The 21,150-nt window shown below is 28.2% G+C and carries 19 protein-coding genes; 10 read left to right on the forward strand and 9 right to left on the reverse strand.

Annotated features, from left to right (window positions below):
- Nucleotides 1-4: 4 nt before the first annotated feature.
- A complete protein-coding gene (gene pstS, locus ACOTU8_RS03100; RefSeq protein ID WP_422341753.1) occupies nt 5-1,000 on the reverse strand; it encodes a substrate-binding domain-containing protein in 996 nt (331 codons plus the stop codon).
- A 252-nt stretch (nt 1,001-1,252) separates the two neighbouring features.
- On the opposite strand from pstS, the gene ctf reads away from it, so the two are divergent.
- Genes ctf through ACOTU8_RS03120 form a run of 4 tightly spaced genes read left to right on the forward strand, consistent with a single transcriptional unit; the run spans nt 1,253 to nt 5,351 of the window.
- Nucleotides 1,253-1,756: a non-heme ferritin gene (gene ctf, locus ACOTU8_RS03105; RefSeq protein ID WP_422341754.1), complete on the forward strand. Its 504-nt coding sequence runs from the start codon at nt 1,253-1,255 to the stop codon at nt 1,754-1,756.
- Nucleotides 1,757-1,798: 42 nt separating this feature from the next.
- A complete protein-coding gene (locus tag ACOTU8_RS03110; RefSeq protein WP_422341755.1) occupies nt 1,799-3,175 on the forward strand; it encodes an MBOAT family O-acyltransferase in 1,377 nt (458 codons plus the stop codon).
- Nucleotides 3,176-4,186 (forward strand): GDSL-type esterase/lipase family protein, encoded by a 1,011-nt coding sequence (locus ACOTU8_RS03115; RefSeq protein WP_422341756.1) that lies wholly within the window; start codon nt 3,176-3,178, stop codon nt 4,184-4,186.
- A complete protein-coding gene (locus ACOTU8_RS03120; protein ID WP_422341757.1) occupies nt 4,173-5,351 on the forward strand; it encodes an SGNH/GDSL hydrolase family protein in 1,179 nt (392 codons plus the stop codon). Before ACOTU8_RS03115 ends, ACOTU8_RS03120 begins: the two co-directional genes overlap by 14 nt.
- 11 nt (nt 5,352-5,362) lie before the next feature.
- Here ACOTU8_RS03120 and ACOTU8_RS03125 read toward each other — a convergent pair whose 3' ends face one another.
- Genes ACOTU8_RS03125 through ACOTU8_RS03135 form a run of 3 tightly spaced genes read right to left on the reverse strand, consistent with a single transcriptional unit; the run spans nt 5,363 to nt 9,817 of the window.
- Nucleotides 5,363-6,715 carry a TolC family protein gene (locus ACOTU8_RS03125; RefSeq protein WP_422341758.1) on the reverse strand — a complete coding sequence of 451 codons (1,353 nt, stop codon included), beginning with the start codon at nt 6,713-6,715 and terminating at the stop codon, nt 5,363-5,365.
- A gap of 1 nt (nt 6,716) precedes the next feature.
- Entirely contained in the window at nt 6,717-8,645 is a 1,929-nt protein-coding gene (locus tag ACOTU8_RS03130) for an ABC transporter permease (protein WP_422341809.1), read from the reverse strand.
- Complete coding sequence (locus ACOTU8_RS03135; RefSeq protein ID WP_422341759.1) at nt 8,645-9,817, reverse strand: efflux RND transporter periplasmic adaptor subunit; 1,173 nt, start codon at nt 9,815-9,817, stop codon at nt 8,645-8,647. Before ACOTU8_RS03135 ends, ACOTU8_RS03130 begins: the two co-directional genes overlap by 1 nt.
- Before the next feature lie 321 nt (nt 9,818-10,138).
- On the opposite strand from ACOTU8_RS03135, the gene dsbD reads away from it, so the two are divergent.
- From dsbD to ACOTU8_RS03150, 3 genes are read left to right on the forward strand one after another with little or no spacing between them, the layout of a single operon-like run.
- Nucleotides 10,139-11,842, forward strand: a complete 1,704-nt coding sequence (dsbD, locus tag ACOTU8_RS03140) for a protein-disulfide reductase DsbD (protein ID WP_422341760.1) — start codon at nt 10,139-10,141, stop codon at nt 11,840-11,842.
- Nucleotides 11,839-12,507, forward strand: coding sequence for an MOSC domain-containing protein (locus tag ACOTU8_RS03145; RefSeq protein ID WP_422341761.1), 669 nt, complete (start codon nt 11,839-11,841; stop codon nt 12,505-12,507). Before dsbD ends, ACOTU8_RS03145 begins: the two co-directional genes overlap by 4 nt.
- 50 nt (nt 12,508-12,557) lie before the next feature.
- Entirely contained in the window at nt 12,558-13,901 is a 1,344-nt protein-coding gene (locus ACOTU8_RS03150) for a sodium-dependent transporter (RefSeq protein ID WP_422341762.1), read from the forward strand.
- On the opposite strand, the gene ACOTU8_RS03155 is transcribed toward ACOTU8_RS03150, so the two are convergent.
- From ACOTU8_RS03155 to peb4, 5 genes are all read right to left on the reverse strand, one after another.
- Nucleotides 13,893-14,768, reverse strand: a complete 876-nt coding sequence (locus ACOTU8_RS03155) for a 1-aminocyclopropane-1-carboxylate deaminase/D-cysteine desulfhydrase (protein ID WP_422341763.1) — start codon at nt 14,766-14,768, stop codon at nt 13,893-13,895. The two genes, ACOTU8_RS03150 and ACOTU8_RS03155, sit on opposite strands and share 9 nt — an antisense overlap.
- Nucleotides 14,755-15,708: an OmpA family protein gene (locus tag ACOTU8_RS03160; RefSeq protein WP_422341764.1), complete on the reverse strand. Its 954-nt coding sequence runs from the start codon at nt 15,706-15,708 to the stop codon at nt 14,755-14,757. The genes ACOTU8_RS03155 and ACOTU8_RS03160 overlap by 14 nt, the downstream gene beginning before the upstream one ends.
- The gene (locus ACOTU8_RS03165; protein ID WP_422341765.1) at nt 15,705-17,129 is read right to left on the reverse strand and encodes a MotA/TolQ/ExbB proton channel family protein; all 1,425 of its coding nucleotides are present in this window, start codon (nt 17,127-17,129) and stop codon (nt 15,705-15,707) included. The genes ACOTU8_RS03160 and ACOTU8_RS03165 overlap by 4 nt, the downstream gene beginning before the upstream one ends.
- A gap of 92 nt (nt 17,130-17,221) precedes the next feature.
- On the reverse strand, nt 17,222-18,286 hold the full coding sequence (gene fbaA / locus ACOTU8_RS03170) for a class II fructose-bisphosphate aldolase (protein WP_422341766.1): 1,065 nt from the start codon (nt 18,284-18,286) through the stop codon (nt 17,222-17,224).
- The gene (peb4, locus tag ACOTU8_RS03175; RefSeq protein ID WP_422341767.1) at nt 18,286-19,107 is read right to left on the reverse strand and encodes a peptidylprolyl isomerase PEB4; all 822 of its coding nucleotides are present in this window, start codon (nt 19,105-19,107) and stop codon (nt 18,286-18,288) included. Before peb4 ends, fbaA begins: the two co-directional genes overlap by 1 nt.
- Nucleotides 19,108-19,186: 79 nt before the next feature.
- Between peb4 and nth the strand changes: the two genes are divergently transcribed.
- From nth to ACOTU8_RS03190, 3 genes are read left to right on the forward strand one after another with little or no spacing between them, the layout of a single operon-like run.
- Nucleotides 19,187-19,810, forward strand: coding sequence for an endonuclease III (gene nth / locus ACOTU8_RS03180; RefSeq protein WP_422341768.1), 624 nt, complete (start codon nt 19,187-19,189; stop codon nt 19,808-19,810).
- A complete protein-coding gene (locus tag ACOTU8_RS03185; protein ID WP_422341769.1) occupies nt 19,811-20,461 on the forward strand; it encodes a DNA/RNA non-specific endonuclease in 651 nt (216 codons plus the stop codon).
- A 12-nt stretch (nt 20,462-20,473) separates the two neighbouring features.
- The gene (locus ACOTU8_RS03190) at nt 20,474-21,106 is read left to right on the forward strand and encodes a trimeric intracellular cation channel family protein (RefSeq protein WP_422341770.1); all 633 of its coding nucleotides are present in this window, start codon (nt 20,474-20,476) and stop codon (nt 21,104-21,106) included.
- The last annotated feature ends 44 nt before the right edge of the window (nt 21,107-21,150 follow it).

The following is a 21,150-nucleotide window of genomic DNA, read 5'->3' on the forward strand; positions in this document are numbered from 1 at the left end:
TTCCTTAAAAAACTTTTCCAGCTTTTACAAGTTCATCATTTAAAATTTGTCTATCTTCTACATGTTTTTGAGAAGCTTTTAATTTATCATCACTTAAAGGAACAAGTCCTATTTTTTCAAGCTCTCCACCACTTTTTGCCAAATCATCACTCATATAAATTTTTGCAAAATCAAAAACTTCTTTTGGGTTTTTCTTAGCATTGATATAAATAAACAAACTTCTTGCAAGTTCGTATTTTTCATCTGCGATGCTTTCTTCACTTGGTGTAACACCATCGATATTAGCAGCGTTGATTTTGTCTGAATTACTCACTAAAAAGCTATAGCCAAAAATTCCAAAAGCATCTTTATCAATAGTAAGTTTTGAAACGATTAGATTATCATTTTCACCACTTGGGATATAAGCACCATCTTGACGCAAGGTTTTATACTTGCCTTTATACTCAGGAATTTTTTTAGACACATCGTTCATTACGAGCTCTTCTATAGCATCTCTTGTTCCTGAACTTGATGGCGGACCATAAATACTGATTTTACGATTTGGTAAATTTTTATTGATTTGATTCCAGTTTGTATAAGGATTTGGTATAAGCTTTCCATTTTGTGGAATTTCTTTTGCCAATGCTAAAAAAAGTTCTTTTTTAGTAATATTTAATGGAGTATTGGTTTTATTTTGAGCTAAAACTATACCATCATAACCTATCATAATCCCTACTATATCAGTCACTCCTGCTTTTTTACAAGTTTCAAATTCGCTTAATTTCATAGGTCTTGAAGCATTAGAAATATCAGTAGTTCCTTCGCAAAATACTTTAAATCCACCCCCTGTTCCTAGGCTCTCTACTATAGGGGTTTTTGCATTTTTAATCGAAGCGTATTCTTCAGCCACGAAAGAAGTAAAAGGGTACACAGTTGAACTACCTGCGATTTTTAAATCGGCTGCATTTAAAATACCTACTAGAATAAAACTTATAGCACTTAAAGATAATTTTTTTTTCATTTTTTCTCCTTAGCTTTAAAAAATAATGAAAGTTTAAAAAAACTTGGAAACATTTTAGAAACATTTTTAGCTTGGTATTGAAAAATTCTATTTTATATTAAGAAAAATAAAACTATTTAAACTTAATTTAAAAATTTATTTTTATCTTTAATTTCATGCATTTTGACCTTAATCCTTTAAAGTTTTAGCTTCTTTTTAAAAAAATAATATATCATTATAAAATACTTTTTAAATTTTAATAAGGAGATAGGAATGCTTTCTAAAGAAGTTGTAAAATTACTCAATGAACAAATCAATAAAGAAATGTATGCAGCAAACTTATATCTTAGTATGAGTTCTTGGTGCTATGAAAACAGCCTTGATGGTGCTGGAGCCTTTTTATTTGCACATGCAAGCGAAGAAAGTGATCATGCAAAAAAACTTATCACTTATCTTAATGAAACAGATTCTCATGTAGAACTTCAAGAAGTAAAACAGCCTGAACAAAATTTCAAATCTTTGCTTGATGTTTTTGAAAAAACTTATGAACACGAACAATTTATCACAAAATCGATTAATACCTTGGTTGAACATATGCTAGCACATAAAGATTATTCTACTTTTAATTTCTTACAATGGTATGTAAGCGAACAACACGAAGAAGAAGCACTTTTCCGTGGTATAGTTGATAAAATTAAATTAATTGGAGATAATGGAAACGGACTTTATCTAGCTGATCAATATATCAAAAATCTTGCATTAAACAGAAAAAAATAATCTTTGCCCTGTTATGGGCAAATCTCGCTTTGGATTAAAGGTATGACTTATTTTTCTCTAGAATTTAGCATTTTAATGATAACTTTTTTTGCTATTTATTGGACTTTTAAAAATAGTTATAAAACACAAAATATTTTAATTTTAATTTTTTCTTATATTGTTTATATTTTAATCAATCCTTATTTTGCCTTAGTTTTGTTTATATATACTTTTTTTATACATTATTTTGCCTTACTGATTTTTGTGCGTCGCAAATGTTATATTTTTGCCACTTGTATGGCTTTTGTTGTTTTAAATTTATGTTTTTTCAAGTATTTTCCTAGTATCAAAGGAAGTATTGATGAGATATTAAATTTTTTCGGTTTAGAATTTTTAAATATTGATTTAGTATTGCCAATAGGGATTAGTTTTTATACTTTTGCTTCCATTACTTACCTTGTTGAAGTTTATCAAAAACGTCGTTTAGAAAGCTTTTTAAATTTAGCAACTTTTTTATCGTTTTTTCCAACACTACTTTCAGGACCTATCATGCGGAGTTCTTTTTTCTTTGAACAAGCTTATCAAAAACGTGAATTTAAGCATACAAATTTAATTATCATTTTACTTGTTTTTGGTATAGTTAAAAAAGTTTTAATAGCTAATTATCTTGGAATTTATGCTAAAAGTATTTTAGATTTTCCGCAATCTTATAATTTTATACAACTTTTAAGTGCAATTTATGCCTATGCAATTCAAATATATTGTGATTTTAGTGGATATGTTGATTTAGTTTGTGCTTTTGCCTTAATGCTAGGATTTACCTTACCACCTAACTTTAATATGCCTTATTTAGCAAAAAATCTTAAAGAATTTTGGGCTAGATGGCACATCAGCCTTTCAACCTTTATAAAAGATTATATTTATATACCTTTAGGGGGTAACAAAAAAGGGATGCCACGCACCATACTTAATATACTCATCGCTTTTATACTATCAGGCATGTGGCATGGTAATACACTTGCTTTTATTGCTTGGGGTTTATTGCATGGTATTGGTATAGTTTTTATACATTTATTAACCTTAAGCAAAATTAATTTACAAAAAATTCCAGCCTTAGGAAGATTTTTGACTTTTCAATTTATATGTTTTACTTGGATTTTCTTTTATTATAGTAAAAATTTAGATGATGCAATAGAATACTTTAAAGCTTGTTATTATAATTTTTTCCAAATTCCATCTTATAATGATATTTATATGTTAGTTGCTTTTGGAATTCTTTTTATGATTTATCCTTTATTTGTGAATTTCAAAGAATATTGTATTAAGATTTTAAATCTTACCCCATTTTTATTAAAACCTTTTATTATAGCTTTTATTTTGCTTTTGGTTTTTGCTTTTATGCCAGATGGAATTCCTGATTTTATTTATTCGAGTTTTTAGATGAATGTAGTTAGATTTTTCTTTATTTTGATTATAGTGCTTGGCTTGGTTGTTGTAGTTATGAATCAGAGTATTAGCTCTTATATAGAACAAAAATATCACTTTGCATTCTATCCTCATAACGATCTTTTAAAAGAAGCTAATAGTTTTAAAATCAAATTAGAACAAATCCGTGCAATTTTAAGCAACGAACCTTTGCCTCAAACCAATGAAGAAACTACAAATCAAGAAAATAAATCAACAGATGAAAACTCAAGCAAAATAGATAAAGTTTCAAACACCTTAGAAAATGATGAAAACACTTCTCATAAAGAAACAAATCTAACCTTAATCCAAGATGCAAATATTAGTTTTATCGACAATACCAAATTAGAACTACAGAAAGGGGATGAGTTTTTATTTATCGGAGATTCTTTAATGCAAGGTGTTGCAATAGCTTTAAATAAAGACTTAAGAAATTTAAATCTTAAAGCAACCGATCTTAGCAAACAAAATACAGGACTTTCTTACAAATCCTATTTTGACTGGTCAAAAGCAACTAATGAAGCTTTTGTTAAAAACTCAAATATTAAATATCTTGTTGTTCTTCTTGGTGCTAACGATCCTTGGGATATTAAAAAAGGAGGAAATTACCATCGTTTTGGCTCCCTTTCTTGGATAGATATTTACACAAATCGTGTAGATGAAATCATTAAAATCGCTAAAAAGCATAAAGTTAAAGTTTTTTGGTTTGAAATTCCTCCTGTAAAAAAAGAAGACTTAAATAAAAAAATACAAGTGCTCAATAAAATTTATAGCGATGAAATTCTTAAAAATAAAGAAATTTTTATCAACACTAAGCTATTTTTTAGTGTCAATGATGAATATTCAGCTTACATAAAAGATGAAAACAATAAAAGCGTTAAAGTAAGAACAGATGATGGAATTCATTTTACCCCAAGTGGTGCAAAAGAAATGTCTAAACTTTTACTAGAACACATAAAACTTAAGGAAGAAAATGCTAGTAAATAAATTTAAATTTATCTTCTTGGTTTTTATTATTTTTACTAACTCTTACGCACAAAATTTAAATACCAATGATACAATAGATTCCATACTTAATCAAAACAAAAATTATCCTGCTTTAACAAGTTATGTATCAAAAAAAGATCTTAAAATTTTAGAAAAAAAACTAGAAAATAATCAAAATATAGGAATTAGAATTTATGGAGATTCTCATATGGCAGCTGATTTTTTTCCTCGTGTTATAAGAGGATATTTAATCCGATCTAATTCCATAGGTTTTGCTTTTCCTTTGCAACCTAAATATCAACAAAATCTTAATCTTACTTATTCTTATAAAAACTTTGAAATCTTAAATTCAAGAAATCCTACTAATACTGGGTATAATTTTCCATTAGGAGGAATTATAGCAAGAGCAAAAATCAAAGACGCAAAAATCAACCTTGATACAACATTAGATAAAAAGGGTTTTAAAATAGGATTTTTATTTAAAGCCAAACAAAATACCAATGCTTTTAATATCAAAGATGCAAAAAATCAAAGTTATGAATTAAGGACTACACAAACCAACAAATGGTCTTATAAAGAACTAGAACTCGATTTTCCTTTACAAATTTCAGCCCTACAAAAAGATGCTGAACTAGGAGGATACTTTATTACAAATAAAAATAACAATATTTTCTTAGATACCATTGCAATCAATGGTGCTAAAAGTAATCTTTGGTTTTCTTGGAATCAAGCAGTTGTTCAAAAAGAATTACAACTTTTACACAATGATTTAATCATTCTTGCCTATGGCTCTAATGACGCACTCTTTAAAGGCTTTGAAAAACAAAAATTTAAAAACAACTTAAAAAAATGGATTAGTATTTTAAAAACTTATAACAAAAACGCTGTTATCATGCTAATCTCTCCACCAACTGTAGTACAAAAACAAGGTAAAAACTATAAGCTTGCTCCTGATTTTTTTACTATACGCCAAGCACTATATGAAGTTGCTAAAGAAGAAAAAACTCTTATCTTTGATATGCATAAATTTATGCAAGATAGTGGAGGAAAAAACAAATGGATAAAACAAAAACTTTCACTCAATGATGTACACCTTACTATAAAAGGCTACGAACTTATGGCCAAAAAATTGCTTGAAGATTTAAAAAATATCATCAACTATTAACCTAAAGTGGTTTAATTTTCGTCATTCAAACTTAAGGTTGTGATTTGATAGTAGATATTGATTGTTTTTAAAAGATTAAACCTAGCTTTTAAAAATTCTTGCTGAGTTGAATTTAAAGTATTATTTGCATCTAAATAATCTTTTAATTCACTTTTTCCTAAAATGTATTTTTCATAATACGCCTTAGTAATAAGCTTTTGTTTAGCATTGATATTTTGCAAATTTTGCAAAAGCAAAGTATTACTTTGATAATCTTTGTAATTTAATACAAATTCATTCATCGCACTTTGTAAAGCTTGCTCATAAGAAATTAAAAGTTGTTCATAAGTAAATTGTGAAATTTTAATATTTTGTTTTACCCTACCATAGTCTAAAAAAGGTAAAGAAATCTTAACATTGCCACTTAAAATTTCAAACTTAAAACTATCATCAAAATTTTTATCATTTCCGCTTAATGCTCCACCCAAAGAAATACTAGGTAAAATAGATTTTTGCATTGAAGAATAATCTTTAAAGGCTGATTTGAGACTATTAAATTTAGATCTTACATCAGCACGATACACAAGGGCTTTTAAAGGTATGTTAAAATTAGGATTTAAAATTTTAAAATCATTCAAAGATAAGGTTTTAAAATACTCTATATAAGCAAAACCTTCTTGCTTTCCTAATAAATCTTGTAAATTTTTTATAAGTAAATTACGATTTTGATCATTGCTTAATAAATTTTGCTTAGCTCTTAATAAGTTTTGATCTATATTTAAAAGATCTAATTCTTCTATTTTTCCAAGTTTATACTTATAACTATAAAGCTCTTTCATTTGCTTTAAATTTATAAGATAATCTTGAAGTAATTTATCTACATCATTAAAATAAGCTAATTCAAAAATATCATTTAAAGCAGTATTAATCATGCTTATTTTTAAATTTTCAAGATCATAAGCACTTGCTTTTGCACTAAATTCACTCGCGCTTGAACTATCTCTTAACTTTCCATAAATATCAAGCTCATAACTTAAATTTAAAGTATTATTAAAACTTTTACTTTGTATACCTGAATTTAAATTTTTATCCCCACTAAAACCTAAATTTGCATTTAAACTTGGATAGAAATCATAATCAATTAAATCAGCTCTGGCCAAAGCTGAAAGCAAAGCGTTTCTAGCAATATTAATATCACTATTATTCAATAAAACAAAATTTAAAAACTCATTTAATTTTGCATTATCATAAAATTTATACCAATCATAAGTAATATTTAAATCTTTAATTTCTTCTTGCTTTAAATCAACTTCCTTAGGTAAGCTAAGTTTTACACCACAAGCATTTAAAAAAAAGGCTAAAAAAATACCAAGTATTAATTTCATTTTATTCCTTTGATAAAGCACTAATAGGATTTAAATTTGCTGCATTTCTTGCAGGAAAAAAACCAAAAATTACTCCAATAAATATAGAACTCAAAAGCCCTAAAAGTACAGAATAAATATTTAAAACCATAGGAAAATCTGTGCTTAAAGTATTAAAAGCGAAAATAACAAAAATCGACAAAATCACACCTAGAATTGCTCCTATAGTACAAATCATAACTGCTTCGATCAAAAACTGCATCATAATATCCTCTCTTCTAGCCCCTATAGCCATGCGAATACCTATCTCTCTTGTTCTTTCACTTACAGAAACAAGCATGATATTCATTACTCCTATGCCTCCAACAATCAAAGCAATCACAGCCACACAAGCAGTAAGTATAGTTGTAGTACGCTTGTTTGCTGTAATGGCTTGTTTAAAAGTATCAGAATTAAAAGTAAAAAAATCTTTTTGACCACGCTTAATTTCTAAAATTCTTATAATAGCATTTTCAGCTAAAGTAGAGCTCACATCATCTTTTACCTTAACAATAATTTCACGCAATTTTCTATCCCCTGTAAGTTTATTCATAAGCGTTGTATAAGGTATATAAAGACGCACTACATTGTCTTCTATAGGTTTATCTGTATCTTTTTGCAAAACCCCTATTATCTTAAAAGGTTGAGAATTAAAAAGCACCACACGACCCAATATATTTTCACTTTTTTCATCAGGAAAAAGATTTTTCTTAGCATTAAAATCCAATACAGCAACATTGGCACTATTTTTAACATCATCATTGTTTAAAATTCTTCCTGCATCTATGTTTAAACCTTCTATAGCAAAATTATTTACTCCCACTCCTTCAGCCCTTGCACTTAAAGAAATATTAGTATAAGTTGCTACTCCAGAAGTATTTGAGTGAGCATCGACGGCTTCTAAATATTCTAAAGATCTTAATGTCTCTAAATCACTAAAATTAAGCCTTGTCTTACCTGAACGCAAATCTCCAAAACCCTTTCCAGGACGAATTTCAATAGTATTTGTTCCAAGTCTTGCAATAGACTGGAGCACTTTAGCTTGAGAACCAAGTCCTAAAGCCACCACACAAACTACAGAAGCAATGCCTATGATGATTCCTAACATAGTCAAAATAGAACGAAGTTTATGTGCAAGTATAGAAGAATAAGCTATCTTAAAACACTCAAAGGCTTGATTTTTAAGTAAAGCAAGCGTTTTCTTTTCTTTAGGCATTGCCTTTAAAATACTTTTTTCTTCTTGTATTTTTTCCTTTTTAGTATCGCTTAAAATTTCTCCATCTTTAATCTCTATAACCCTTTTAGCTTGTGCTGCTATTTTTGGATCATGAGTTACTAAAATTATAGTATGACCTTGTGCATTAAGTTTTTGCAAAATTTCAAGCACCATAATACCACTTTTACTATCTAAAGCTCCTGTTGGCTCATCAGCCAAAATAAGTTCACCACCATTTATCAAAGCTCTTGCTATAGAAACGCGTTGTTGTTGTCCTCCACTTAATTCATTAGGCTTAGAATCTAATTTATGAGCTAATTCTAAATCACCTAAAAGCTTTTTAGCGTTTTGATTTCTTTCTTGTATATTTTTTCCTGCATAAACCGCAGGTAAAGAAACATTTTCCTTGGCACTAAACAAATTTAAAAGGTTATATCTTTGAAATATAAAACCTATTTTTTCACGCCTTAGTCTTGCTTTTTCATCATGATTAAGCCTTGTCACCTCATACTCATTAAAAACATAAGTCCCACTACTTGGCATATCTAGTGTTCCTATGATATTTAAAAGTGAAGTTTTACCACTCCCACTTTGTCCTATGATAGCGACAAATTCACCTTTTTCAATACTTAAACTTACATTTTTTAAAATGGTATTTTCGCCTATCTTTTTGCAAATATTTTTAAGAAAAATCATCAAAATCTCAACTTCATTTTAGGAGCTAAAGCGTCAGCACTTGAGCTTACAATTAGTTCTTCATTTTCACTCACACCTTCTAAAATTTGAGTATTAATAGAATCTTTAATACCAAGCTTAACATACTTTTTAACTGCTTTTTGATTGTCTAAAATTTCAACATAATAACCTCTTGAATCACTTTTAATAGCATAAGTTGGCACAGCTAAGACAGCTTTTGCACTAGCTACAACAATTTCATTTTGTATACTCATGCCAATACGCAAAAAATCATCTTTATTAGGTACATAAAATTTTGCATAATAATAAATAGCATTTGATGAACTTGAACTTGAAGAACTTGAACTTGAAGAACTTGAACTTGTGCTAGAATCACTCACTTCAGTATCAGCAGGATCTATACTTGCAATAGTAGCATGATAAGTTTTTTGAGGATCATTAAGTAAAGAAAAATCAAGCTCCGTTCCTACTTTTATCTTGCTTACATCAGCTTCTGCTATTTCCATTCTTATTTCCATCTCATCTAAATTAGCTATGCGAACTATAGTAGGCGTATTTTGATTAGCATTAACCGTTTGTCCTTCATCTACTGCTACATTAATCACAACGCCATCCATAGGTGCGACAATAGTCGTATAGCCTAAATCCTTTTGTGCATTTTTAAGCGTAATCTCAAGCTGAACTACTTGAGCATTAAGTTCTGCAACATTAGCTTTTAAAGTATAATAATTATTTTTTTGAGTTTCTAAATTTTCAAGCGAACTTGCTTTAGCTGCATAAAGCTTTTGCTCTCTTTGATATTGTTTGCTAGCAATATCAAGAGCAACTTTTTTACTCTCTAAGTTAGCTTTAGCACTCTCAAGCTGTGCTTTTGTAATATCTAAATCATTTTGTTGTTTATCTTTATCAATTTGAGCAATCAAATCACCTTGTTTTACATAATCACCTACATCCACATAAAGCTTTATAATTTGTCCGCTAACTTGAGCACCTACATCTACTTGATCTTTAGCATACACTTTTCCTACAGCTTCTATAGTTTGAAATATATCTTTTTTTTGTATTTTTTGAGTTAAATAGCTAATTTTTTCATCATTATTAAAAAAAATAAAATAAACCCCAATACTTCCAAATATCACAATTAAAATAAATAAAATCATCTTCTTTTTCATAAATAACAAATCCTAAGGAAAAATCAAAGATTAAATTCTATTCGTTTTTTGTGAATTTTTTGTGAATTTTTCACTTTTCAAATTTAAAATTCTAAAGCTATCATTACCTTAATATCAATTTTATTATTTTTTAAGTTCAATTTATAATTTTTCATATTCTATAATGATAAAAAATACAAAATTTTATTTTTACAATTATTTATATCTTTAAAAATTATTTTTTACATTTTTATCCTGTAAAATATTTAAAGCAAATTTACTATAATAAATTATAATTAAAACCAAAGAACAAAAAAAGGGAAACAACTTTTTGGGAAATTTATGCGTATTGTTAGTATTATTTTATTAAACTTTTATTTATGTTTTGCTTCTGTATTACCCTTAAATGAAGCTTTTAATGTAAAATCAAATTCTTATAGTGATTCTATCTCGATTGATATTGAACTTGGAAAAGATATTTATCTTTATTCTAATAAGCTTAAATTATATATAAATGAAAACGATGTAAGCTCATTAATTAATCTACCTCAAAGCTCTATAAGGGGTGATGAAAATGTTTATTATCAAAAATTAAATTTAGCATTGCCGAATTTATTACTAGAACGCTTTATAAAAAATAATAAAAATTTAATTAAACTTGAATTTCAAGGCTGCTCTGAACAGGGTTTGTGTTATAATCCACAAACTTGGTATTTTGATCTTATTTCTAAAAAAGATACTTTTGAAATTTCTAAACCTTATAAATCTCAAAAAATAAATAAAAAAATCAAAGTTGAATCCGAAGAAAATTCTATAGCTAATTTTTTAAAAACAGATAATTTTTTTTGGATTTTGCTAAGTTTTTTTGGCTATGGACTTTTACTTTCTCTAACACCTTGCATTTTACCTATGATTCCAATTTTATCTTCTCTTATCATAGCAAAAAGTGATATTAAATTTTCAAAAAAATACAATTTTTTTCTCTCTTTTATCTATGTTTTTTTTATGTCTTTAGCTTATGCTATTGCTGGAGTTATAGCAAGTTTTTTAGGGGCAAGTGTTCAAGGAATTTTACAAAAACCTATTATTTTGATTCTTTTTGCTTTAATTTTTACAGCTTTTGCTTTTGCTATGTTTGGAGCTTTTCGTTTTGAATTACCATTAAAATTTCAAACCTTCATACATAAAAAAAGCCAAAAAAGCAAAGGGCTTATAGGTATAGCTATCATGGGATTTTTATCTGCTTTAATAATAGGTCCTTGTGTAGCAGCTCCTTTAGCAGGTGCTTTAATTTATATAGCCAATACAGGCAATGCTTTATTAGGCGGTAGTGCACTTTTTATTATGAGCTTTGGCATGGGTGTACCTTTACTTTTTATAGGCTTAGGATTAAGTTTTATTAAGCCTGGTTTTTGGATGGAAAAAATAAAAATTTTCTTTGGTTTTGTTATGCTAGCTATGGCTATTTGGATACTTTCTAGAATTATCCAAGATAATTATATTTTAATTGCTTATGGAATTTTAGGTGTATTTTTTAGTGTCTTTATGGGAATTTTTGAAAAAAGCTTTACAATAATTTCTAAAGTAAAAAAAAGTATTTTAATTCTTGTTTTAACCTATTCTCTAAGTATTTTTTTAGGAGGACTTTTTGGAGCTAAAAATTTTCTAAATCTTTTAAATTTTAGCTCTATATCTCAAACTAATTCTACTTTAAATTATGATTATATTAATGATCTTGAACAATTAAAACGAGAAATACAAAAAAGTACAAAACCTTTAATGCTTGATTTTACCGCATCTTGGTGCGAAAATTGCAAACTTTTAGATGAGCTGACATTTAGCGATAAAAGAATTATACAAAAAATGCAAAATTATAAACTTATTAAAGTTGATGTAAGTGAAAATAACAATGAGCAAATCAAAATCATGAAAGAATTTAATGTATTTGGCCCACCCGTTTTAATTTTCTTTGAAAATGGAAAAGAAAAATTGAAAATTACAGGTTTTATCAGTGCTAATGATTTATTAAAAAAATTACAACCATGATAATTCAAAGCTTACAAATAGGAAAAATTAAAAACTATAAAAATTTCCAAAGCGCATTTATTAAAGATATTTACCTAGAAAAAACACAAATTGATTTTCTAGGTATTTTAGATGATCAGATAGCTGATAAAATTCATCATGGAGGCTACCATAAAGCTATTTTTGCCAACTCTTGTCAAAACTATCCTATATGGGAAAGATTTCTTAATAAAAAGCTAAATTTTGGCTCAATGGGTGAAAATTTAAGTATCAATGGGCTTAATGAACAAAATGTTTGCATAGGTGATATACATCAATTTTCAAATGCTATTTTACAAGTAAGCGAACCTAGAAAACCTTGTGTAAAAATTTCAAAAATTCACAATAATCCAAATTTTACACATGAGATTTTTAAGACTGGCTTGAGTGGATGGTACTATAGAGTTTTACAAATTGGACGAATACAAAAATCTGAAAATATTAAAATTCTAGAAAAAAATTCTATTTCACTTAGTATATTTGAGCTTAATCAACTTTTTTATTCCCCAAATCAAATTTTTAAGCAAAATCCAAAATTACTTGATAAATTAGAAAAATTAAACACTCTCATATCTCAAAATTGGCATGAAACCATATATAAACGTTTAAAAAATACTTATGATATGAGTTATATGGATAAGTTATAATTTTTTAAAGTTATTTTTAGGTAAAATAGTTCTTTTTCGAAAGGATAATCATGCAAAGACAAACATGGAGTAGCACACTAACTTATATTCTAACAGTTGCTGGAGCAACCATAGGATTTGGAGCAACTTGGCGTTTTCCCTATCTTGTAGGAGAAAATGGTGGCGGTGCTTATGTATTAGTTTTTTGTATAGCCATGATTATCATAGGCATTCCTGTTATTTTAGTTGAAAATGTCATAGGCAGAAAAGCGATGACAAATAGCGTAGATGCTTTTAAACAAAAATGGCAAAGTATTGGATATATGGGACTTTTAGGAAGCTTTGGCATAATGGCTTACTATATGGTACTTGGAGGATGGGTTTTAGTTTATATTTGGGAATTAACCCTAGGGAATTTTAGCCTTGGCAATGTAGTAAGCAAAGAATTTACTCATCAGTTTTTTAACGACAAAATAGCCTTCAATCCTTTGGGGATTGGTATTTTTACCACTGTTTTTGTAATTATTAATTATATTATTTTAAAAAGAGGCATTATAGATGGCATAGAGAAATCCGTAAAATTTTTAATGCCTTTATTATTTATCTGTCTTATTATTGTTGTTGGACGCAATTTAACCCTTGATGGAGCTATAGCTGGAGTTAAATTTTATCTTGAACCTGATTTTAGTAAAATTTTATCACCAAAGCTTTTAATCGATGTTTTAGGGCAAGTCTTTTTTGCTTTATCCCTAGGTTTTGGGGTAATGATAACACTTTCATCTCATCTTAATAAAAATGAAAATATGGCAAAAACCGCTATTTATACAGGAGTTTTAAATACTATCATAGCTGTTTTGGCTGGTTTTATGATTTTTCCAGCACTTTTCTCAGCAGGACTTGCTCCAGATAGCGGACCTTCTTTGGTTTTTGAAACTTTGCCTATAGCATTTTCTCATATCCATTTTGGCACCATTGTGTGTATTTTATTTTTTGTCTTACTTTTGATTGCAGCTTTAACCACAAGCTTGCCAATTTATCAAGTTATTATTAGCGTATTAGAAGAAAAATTTAAATATTCTAAAAATCTTTCTATTAACCTAACTCTAGGGTTTATCTTCATACTTGGCAATCTTCCTTGTATTCTAACTTATGGGCCTTGGCGTGATATTGTTATCATCAAAGAAAAAAATATTTTTGATAGTTTTGATTTCATTAGTGGAAATATTTTGTTTGTTTTAACTGCATTTTTTTGCTGTATTTATGTAGGTTGGATTTTAGGCAAACAAGAAAGTCTAAAAGAACTTAGCAATAACAATACACTTAAAAGTTCATGGTTTGGAATTTGGTTTTATTATGTAAAATATATAGTACCTTTGATTATTTTAATCATTTTTATCTATGGAATTTTAAACTAATTTTTTAAATTTATATCTCTCTAACATAGTGGAATTTCCTAAAATTCCACCTTGATGTATATAAAGCAAAGGTTTTTTCCATTCTTTTTTTAATACCATGCTTAACCCTAAAATATCATAAAGTAAATCAAATTCTATATTACACTTTATCTTAAAATCCATATAAAGCTCGTAAAATTCTTTATAGGGTTTAGCAAAATGATATTTTTTATCGCTTGTCAAAAATTCTAAATTAGAAAAATCATAATTTGGAACCAATGTTAAAATTTGTTTTTTAAGATATTGAATATCACCTACACAAGCACAAGTAAAAACTTTAAATTTAGAATACCTTGCCAAAAATGCTGCTGAAGTACCTGTGCCTGAAGGTAAAAAAATATCAAAATCAAGCTTTAAACTTTGACTTTGCACTTGAATTTCTTGAGCAAGTTCTATATAACCATATTGGGCTTTTAAATTCGCTATACCTTGATCTATAAAAATATCATCTTTTTTACATAAAGATAAAGCGAATTGTTTCAAAGATAAAGAATGAACATTTTCTACAAACTTTACACCATTTTTTAAAGCTAAGGCATAATTTCCACAAGGATTATTTTTAAGAAAAGCAGAAATTTTTTCACAAGCAAAAATAAGCTTATAAGATCTTTGTTTAGCAAAAATACTTAATGCTGCTAAAGCATTACTTTGAGTTCCACCATAACTTATAAAACATTGATTTTTAGGATATTCTTGATGAAAATAAAATGCAAGTTTTCTAGCTTTATTTCCATTAATCTCTCCTAATAAATCATCTCTTTTAACATAAAATTCAAACCCATTAAAATTTATCTTTTGTATAGGGCTGATTGTTTTAATGAAATTCAAAGAATTTTTCTATATCTTTTAAAGCATTGTCATTTTTAATGCTAAATTTTATCTCTATACGACGACTCTTGTCTTTATCTTCAATCCCATTGATAAACACAGGATCTGAAAAAGAACGCCCGCTTGCCATTAAAAGCTTTTGAAGTTTATCATTTTTATAAAAAGTATAGATAAAATTCATCACCTCATATGCTCTTTTTTGTGATAAATCTAAATTATAAATATAAGATCCATCACTATCGGTATGCCCTTCGATAATAATATTTTCAATATTAGCAAGAATTTTTGGATCTTCAAGAATAGCATCAAAATATTCACTTAAAATTTTCCTTAAACTTGCCTTTGCTTCATTTTTTAAAACATAAGAATCTTTATCAAAAAGTACTTCAGCTGGCAAAGAAATAGAACCTGTCTTTTCATCTATAGTAATATTATTATCAAGCTTACTTTGTAATTCTTTGCTTAAATTTTCACGAATTAAGCTAAGATTTTGTACTTTTTCTCTAGCTTTTTGAAAGTCTTCTTGCAAATTTTTAAACTCCTCATCTTTTTTTTCTAATTGTCCAAGTAAAATTAAAATTTGTTTATCTTTGCTATCTAAAGTTGAGTTTAAATCCTTGCTTAACTGTTTATAACTTGTAATATTAGCCTCTAATTCTGCTTTTTGAGAATTGACAAGATTTAAAGCATTGGAAGCATTATTTAAATCAGAACTTAGTTTAAACACTATGGCTTCTTTATTTCTAAGTTCTTCTTTACTTTCTTCTAAACGTGCTTCTTGTTTATTAAGATTATCTTTAATCTCTTTTAAATCACTTTGAGTTAAAACATATTTTACAACAATAGCACCTATTAACAAAATAAAAACAAATAGCAATCCTGCCATTAAATCAGCATAAGCTATCCAAAAATTACTATCTTCTTTTGACTCATTTTTCATTTGTTTTCTTTATTTTCATTTTTTAAGTCATTATTACTTTCTTGCTCAAATATTTCTACTTGACTTTCGTTTTCAGTTTTAAATTCTGAAATTTGATTAGTTTCATTTTCTTTGTTCTGATTCTCATCTCCAGAAAGCTTGTTTATCATTTGACTTGTTTCTTCATCAAGTGCTTTCATTTCCTTTTTAAGCTCATCCATCATTTTAATTTTAGCATCAATGCTTTTTTCTTCTTCGTACACTTCTTTAAATTTATGCATACCTTCAAATAAACTTGTTTTAAATCCTTCAAAAATCTTTTCTTGATTTTCTAACATTGCTTTCTCATAAAGTTCAAAATTTTTACCAAAACGATCTATTTTTTCATCAAATGCATTTAAAGTCTTATCAAGATGATGAATTTTATCACTGCTAATATCAAGTAAGCGATTATATTGCTCTGACATTCTTGTGTTGATTTCTTTTAAATTTTGATTTAACAAACCTATACCATTTAACATTTCACTATAAAGTTTTCCAAGATCGCGTTGATCTCTTTGTGCTTTACTAAGCTCACCCATAGTTTGTTTGATATACTCGCTACTTAATCTAATAGCTTTTTCTTCTACATTTAACATATCTTGAAAAATACCAAATTTTCTATCAATAGCATGATCAAGTTCTGTAAAAAAATCATTATTACTAACTTGTTTAAAAATCGCTCCAATTTTTTCAAAGTGTTGTAAACTCTCGCTTAAATATCTTTGATCAAGCTCTTCTTTCGTCCAAAAAAACCCACTTGTAGCATTTTTTTGACGATTTAATAAACGTTCGATTTTGCTTTTGCCATATTTTTCAAAAAACATCCACCATAACGCAAGAAAAATTCCATAAATTGAAACATAAAAAGCAGTGCCTACTCCACTTAATAAATCTGCAATTTCTTGTTCTAAAGCAGCTGTATCACTAGAATTAAAATTTGGCATTGAAAAAGCTATACTTATAAAAGTTCCCAAAATTCCCATCATTGGAAAAATTGCTGAACCTATGCTAGCAAAATTCTCATTTCTCGCACCTTTAATATATGCATAAGCAAAGTCATCAAAATTTGCATTTGATTTTGTATCTTTACCTATGACAAGAAAATGTCTCATAATATGTCTTTTTAAGACTTGCTTAAATTCATCTTTTTGCTGTTCAAAAATACTATAAGCATACTCGGCACTATGTCTAGCAAAAATCAATGCTGTAAAAAAAACTACACCTGTCATAACAACTGTATGCAATTCAACTTTAAAATCAATTACATTAAAATAACCCAATAAAATTAAAATATAAAGAAAAGCTGGAATAAAAATAATTTTTAAATAAACGAAAGAACCTCTTACATCTTTACCTTCAGGTAAAACAAGTTCTGAAATTTCATCTGACTTGATATCCATAAAACCAATACCCCATTAAAAATTTATTTTAAAAATCACTACTTAGCTTAATAAAAATTTTTAAAACAAAATCAAACTAAGCCTTTAAAGACTTAGTTTTTATTAATACAATTTAAATTTTCAAAAGCAATTTCAAGACGCTTTATCATGCTCTCTTCACCACCTCTTAACCAAACACGCGGATCATAGTATTTTTTATTTGGCTTATCATCGCCCTCTGGATTTCCAATTTGTCCTTGCAAATAAGCCCTATTTTTAAGTTCATATTCACGCACTCCATTCCAAAAAGCCCATTGAGTATCCGTGTCAATATTCATCTTAATTACACCATAACTCACCGCATCTTTAATATCTTTTAATTCACTACCACTACCGCCATGAAATACAAAATTTATAGGCTTATCATTGTTTAAATTAAACTTATTTTTAACAAATTTTTGTGAATTTTTTAAAATTTCAGGTTGCAAACTAACATTTCCTGGTTTATAAACCCCATGTACATTTCCAAAACTTGCTGCAATTGAAAATTTATCACTGATTTTTCCAAGTCTTTCATAAGCTAAAGCTACATCTTCAGGCTGAGTGTAAAGCTTGGAATTATCAATACCTGTATTATCTACCCCATCTTCTTCACCCCCTGTACAGCCTAGTTCTATTTCAAGTGCCACACCTAAAATATCAAGTTTTTGAAGATAAACCTCACAAGTATTAAGATTTTCTTCTAAATTTTCTTCACTAAGATCAAGCATATGAGAACTAAATAAAGCTTGCCCATGATTTTTTTTATATTCAGCATTTGCCTCAATAAGCCCATCAACCCAAGGTAAAAGCTTTCTTGCAGCATGATCAGTATGCAAAATTACAGGTACGCCATAAGCTTTAGCAAGCAAATGCACATGCTTAGCTCCACTAATTGCACCTAAAACTTCTCCATTAGGACAATTTTTTCCTGCATAAAATTTTGCCCCACCATTAGAAAACTGAATAATAACAGGAGAATTAACTTTTTTTGCAACCTCTAAAACTGCATTAATAGAATTAGTTCCTACAACATTAACAGCTGGGATAGCAAAATTTTCTGCTTTAGCATAATCATAAACTTTATTAAGTTCACTACCGCTAATCACCCCTGCTTTTACAATGTCTAAAACACCCATTATTTATATTCCACTTTAGCACTATTTAAAAGTTCTTGCCCTTTTTGATTAATCACTTTTTTAAATTCTTCAAATTTAAGTCCATTTTCAATACCTTGTTTCACTTCATCAAATTTAATTTGGCCTTTAGCTTGAGAATTTTCTTTTAAAATTACATGATAACCAAAATTTGTTTTTACTGGAGTAGTCGTAATGGTACCATTTTTAAGTGCAAAAGCAGCATCTGTAAAAGGCTTTACCATAGTTGATTGATCAAACCAACCAAGCTCACCACCTTGATCTTTTGAACCTGGATCGATTGATTTTTCTTTAGCAAGTTCACTAAATTTAGCATCTAGCTCTTTACCTTTTAAACCTTTAAGTTCATTAATAATATCTTTAGCCTCTTTTTCTGTAGCTACTAAAATATGCTTTGCTTGCACTCTTGCAGGTTTTACATATTTATCTTTATTTTGTTCATAAAATGCTTTTACTTTAGCAGCATCAATTTTAATAGTATTTAAAATTTTTTCCTGATAAACATTAACAAGTATTGCATCTTTTGCACGATCAAGTTCTTTTGTATATAAAGGGTCTTTCTCTAAATTCTGTTTCTTAGCATCTTGTAAAATTAAATCCTGCATAATATATTGTTGAATAAGAGCTTTTTTTTGATTATCTGGTAAAGTTTTAAATTCTTGCCCTCTGAGCATAGGAGCAAAAAATTCACTTACTTCTGTGTCACTAATACTCTTACCATTAACAGTGGCTATTGTAGCTGCATTTGCATTTAAAGCTACACCTGCAATCAAAGCTGCTGCGACTAAAGAAATTTTTTTCATTGAGTTTCCTTTTTAATAAAATGTATATAAAATTATTATATCTAAACTTGGTTTAAAGCTAATTAACTAAAATTAAAAAATGAAAAGAAATTTAGAAATCAAAGAACTTTTTTTAAAACATTTTGACAAACCTGTAACAGAACTTAAATTTTCAAATCTTTATGAACTTTTAGTCTGTGTGATGCTATCGGCTCAATGCACTGATAAAAGGGTTAATCTTATCACTCCTAATCTTTTTAAAGCATATCCTGATATCAAAACTCTTGCGAATGCCAATTTATCAAGTCTTAAAACTTATATACAAACTTGTTCATTTTTCAATAATAAAGCACAAAATCTTATAAAAATGGCAAAAGCAGTTTGTGAAAATTTTAATGGAGAAATTCCCCTTGAAGAAGAAAAACTAAAATCTTTAGCTGGTGTAGGACAAAAAACTGCTCATGTAGTTTTAATTGAATGGTGCGGAGCAAATTTTATGGCTGTAGATACTCATGTTTTTAGAGTTTCTCACCGCTTAGGACTTAGCAAAGCAAAAACTCCAGAATCTACAGAAGAGGATTTAACACGTATATTTAAAGATAATCTTAACTACCTTCATCAAGCTATGGTGCTTTTTGGACGCTATACCTGTAAAGCTAAAAAACCTTTATGTAAAGAGTGTTTTTTAAATCATCTTTGCAAAAGTAAAGATCAAGGAATTTAAATGAAAATTTTTATCTTTTTGCTTGCCATCTCTCTTAATATTTTTGCCTTAGAACCTTATAAGCCTAGCGCTGATTTTTCTTCTTATTTTAATAATATAAATTGCTCGCAAATTTTAGATAAATTCTATTATATAAATTGTTATGATTACAAACTTAAAGGTACAAAAGCCGTTGCTTATAAAGTAAAAGCTTCAAATTTAAAGGACAAACAAATCAAAAAACGCCCACGCTTTGAAGATGATACAAATATACCTAAAAAATACCGCACTACTTGGAGTGATTATAAAAATAGCAGCTACACACGTGGACACACTGCACCCAATGCTTCTTTTAGCTTTAGTAAAGCTGCTCAAAATTCAGTATTTTTAATGAGTAATATCACCCCCCAAAATGCACAAATAAATAATAAAATTTGGAATGAAATCGAACAAAGAGAAAGAATTTTAGCTTTAAAATTTCAAAGCATCGAAGTTTTAAATTTAATACTTTATGATAAAGAACCAAAATACATTAAAAATCATATTGCTATACCAAGTTTTTATATCAAAATTATCAAAACTCCAAAATCTAAAGAATGCTATCAAGTGCCAAACCACGAAGTAAATGATGAAAATATTCAAAAATATCAAATAAATTGCGATAAATTTTAAGGTATAAATTTTATGGAAATAAATACTCTTACCATAACTACCCTTTACATCATAGGTATTTCAGCAGAAGGAATGACAGGGGCTTTAGCTGCAGGACGTCATAGAATGGATCTTTTTGGAGTAATTTTTATTGCTCTCGTAACAGCAATTGGAGGCGGAAGCATACGAGATGTGCTTTTAGGACATTATCCTTTAACTTGGGTTAAGCACCCTGAATATATTATTTTAATCTGTTTTTGCGCCCTTATAGCCACAAAAATTCCGCGCGTAGTAACCAAACTTGAAACTTTATTTTTAACTCTTGATGCTATAGGACTTGTTGTTTTTAGCATACTCGGTGCTCAAATAGCTATAGATCAAGATCATGGTTTTATTATCGCTGTTGCTGCTGCTGTAATCACTGGTGTTTTTGGTGGAATTTTAAGAGATATTTTATGTATGAGAATTCCTTTAGTATTTCAAAAAGAAATTTATGCAGGAATCGCCATAATTGCAGGAGCAATCTATTATTTACTCATAATTTGGCTTGAGCTTAATGCCCTAATTTGCACATTTTTAACTCTTTTCATAGGGGTTGTTGCAAGACTTTTGGCTATTAAATATCAATGGTCTTTACCTATTTTTTCTTACAATGAAGAAAAATAATTTATCGTTGCTTTATACAAGTTTGCTAAGATATTAAAAATTTT

Source organism: Campylobacter jejuni (assembly GCF_049221745.1).
Lineage (GTDB): Bacteria > Campylobacterota > Campylobacteria > Campylobacterales > Campylobacteraceae > Campylobacter_D > Campylobacter_D jejuni_E.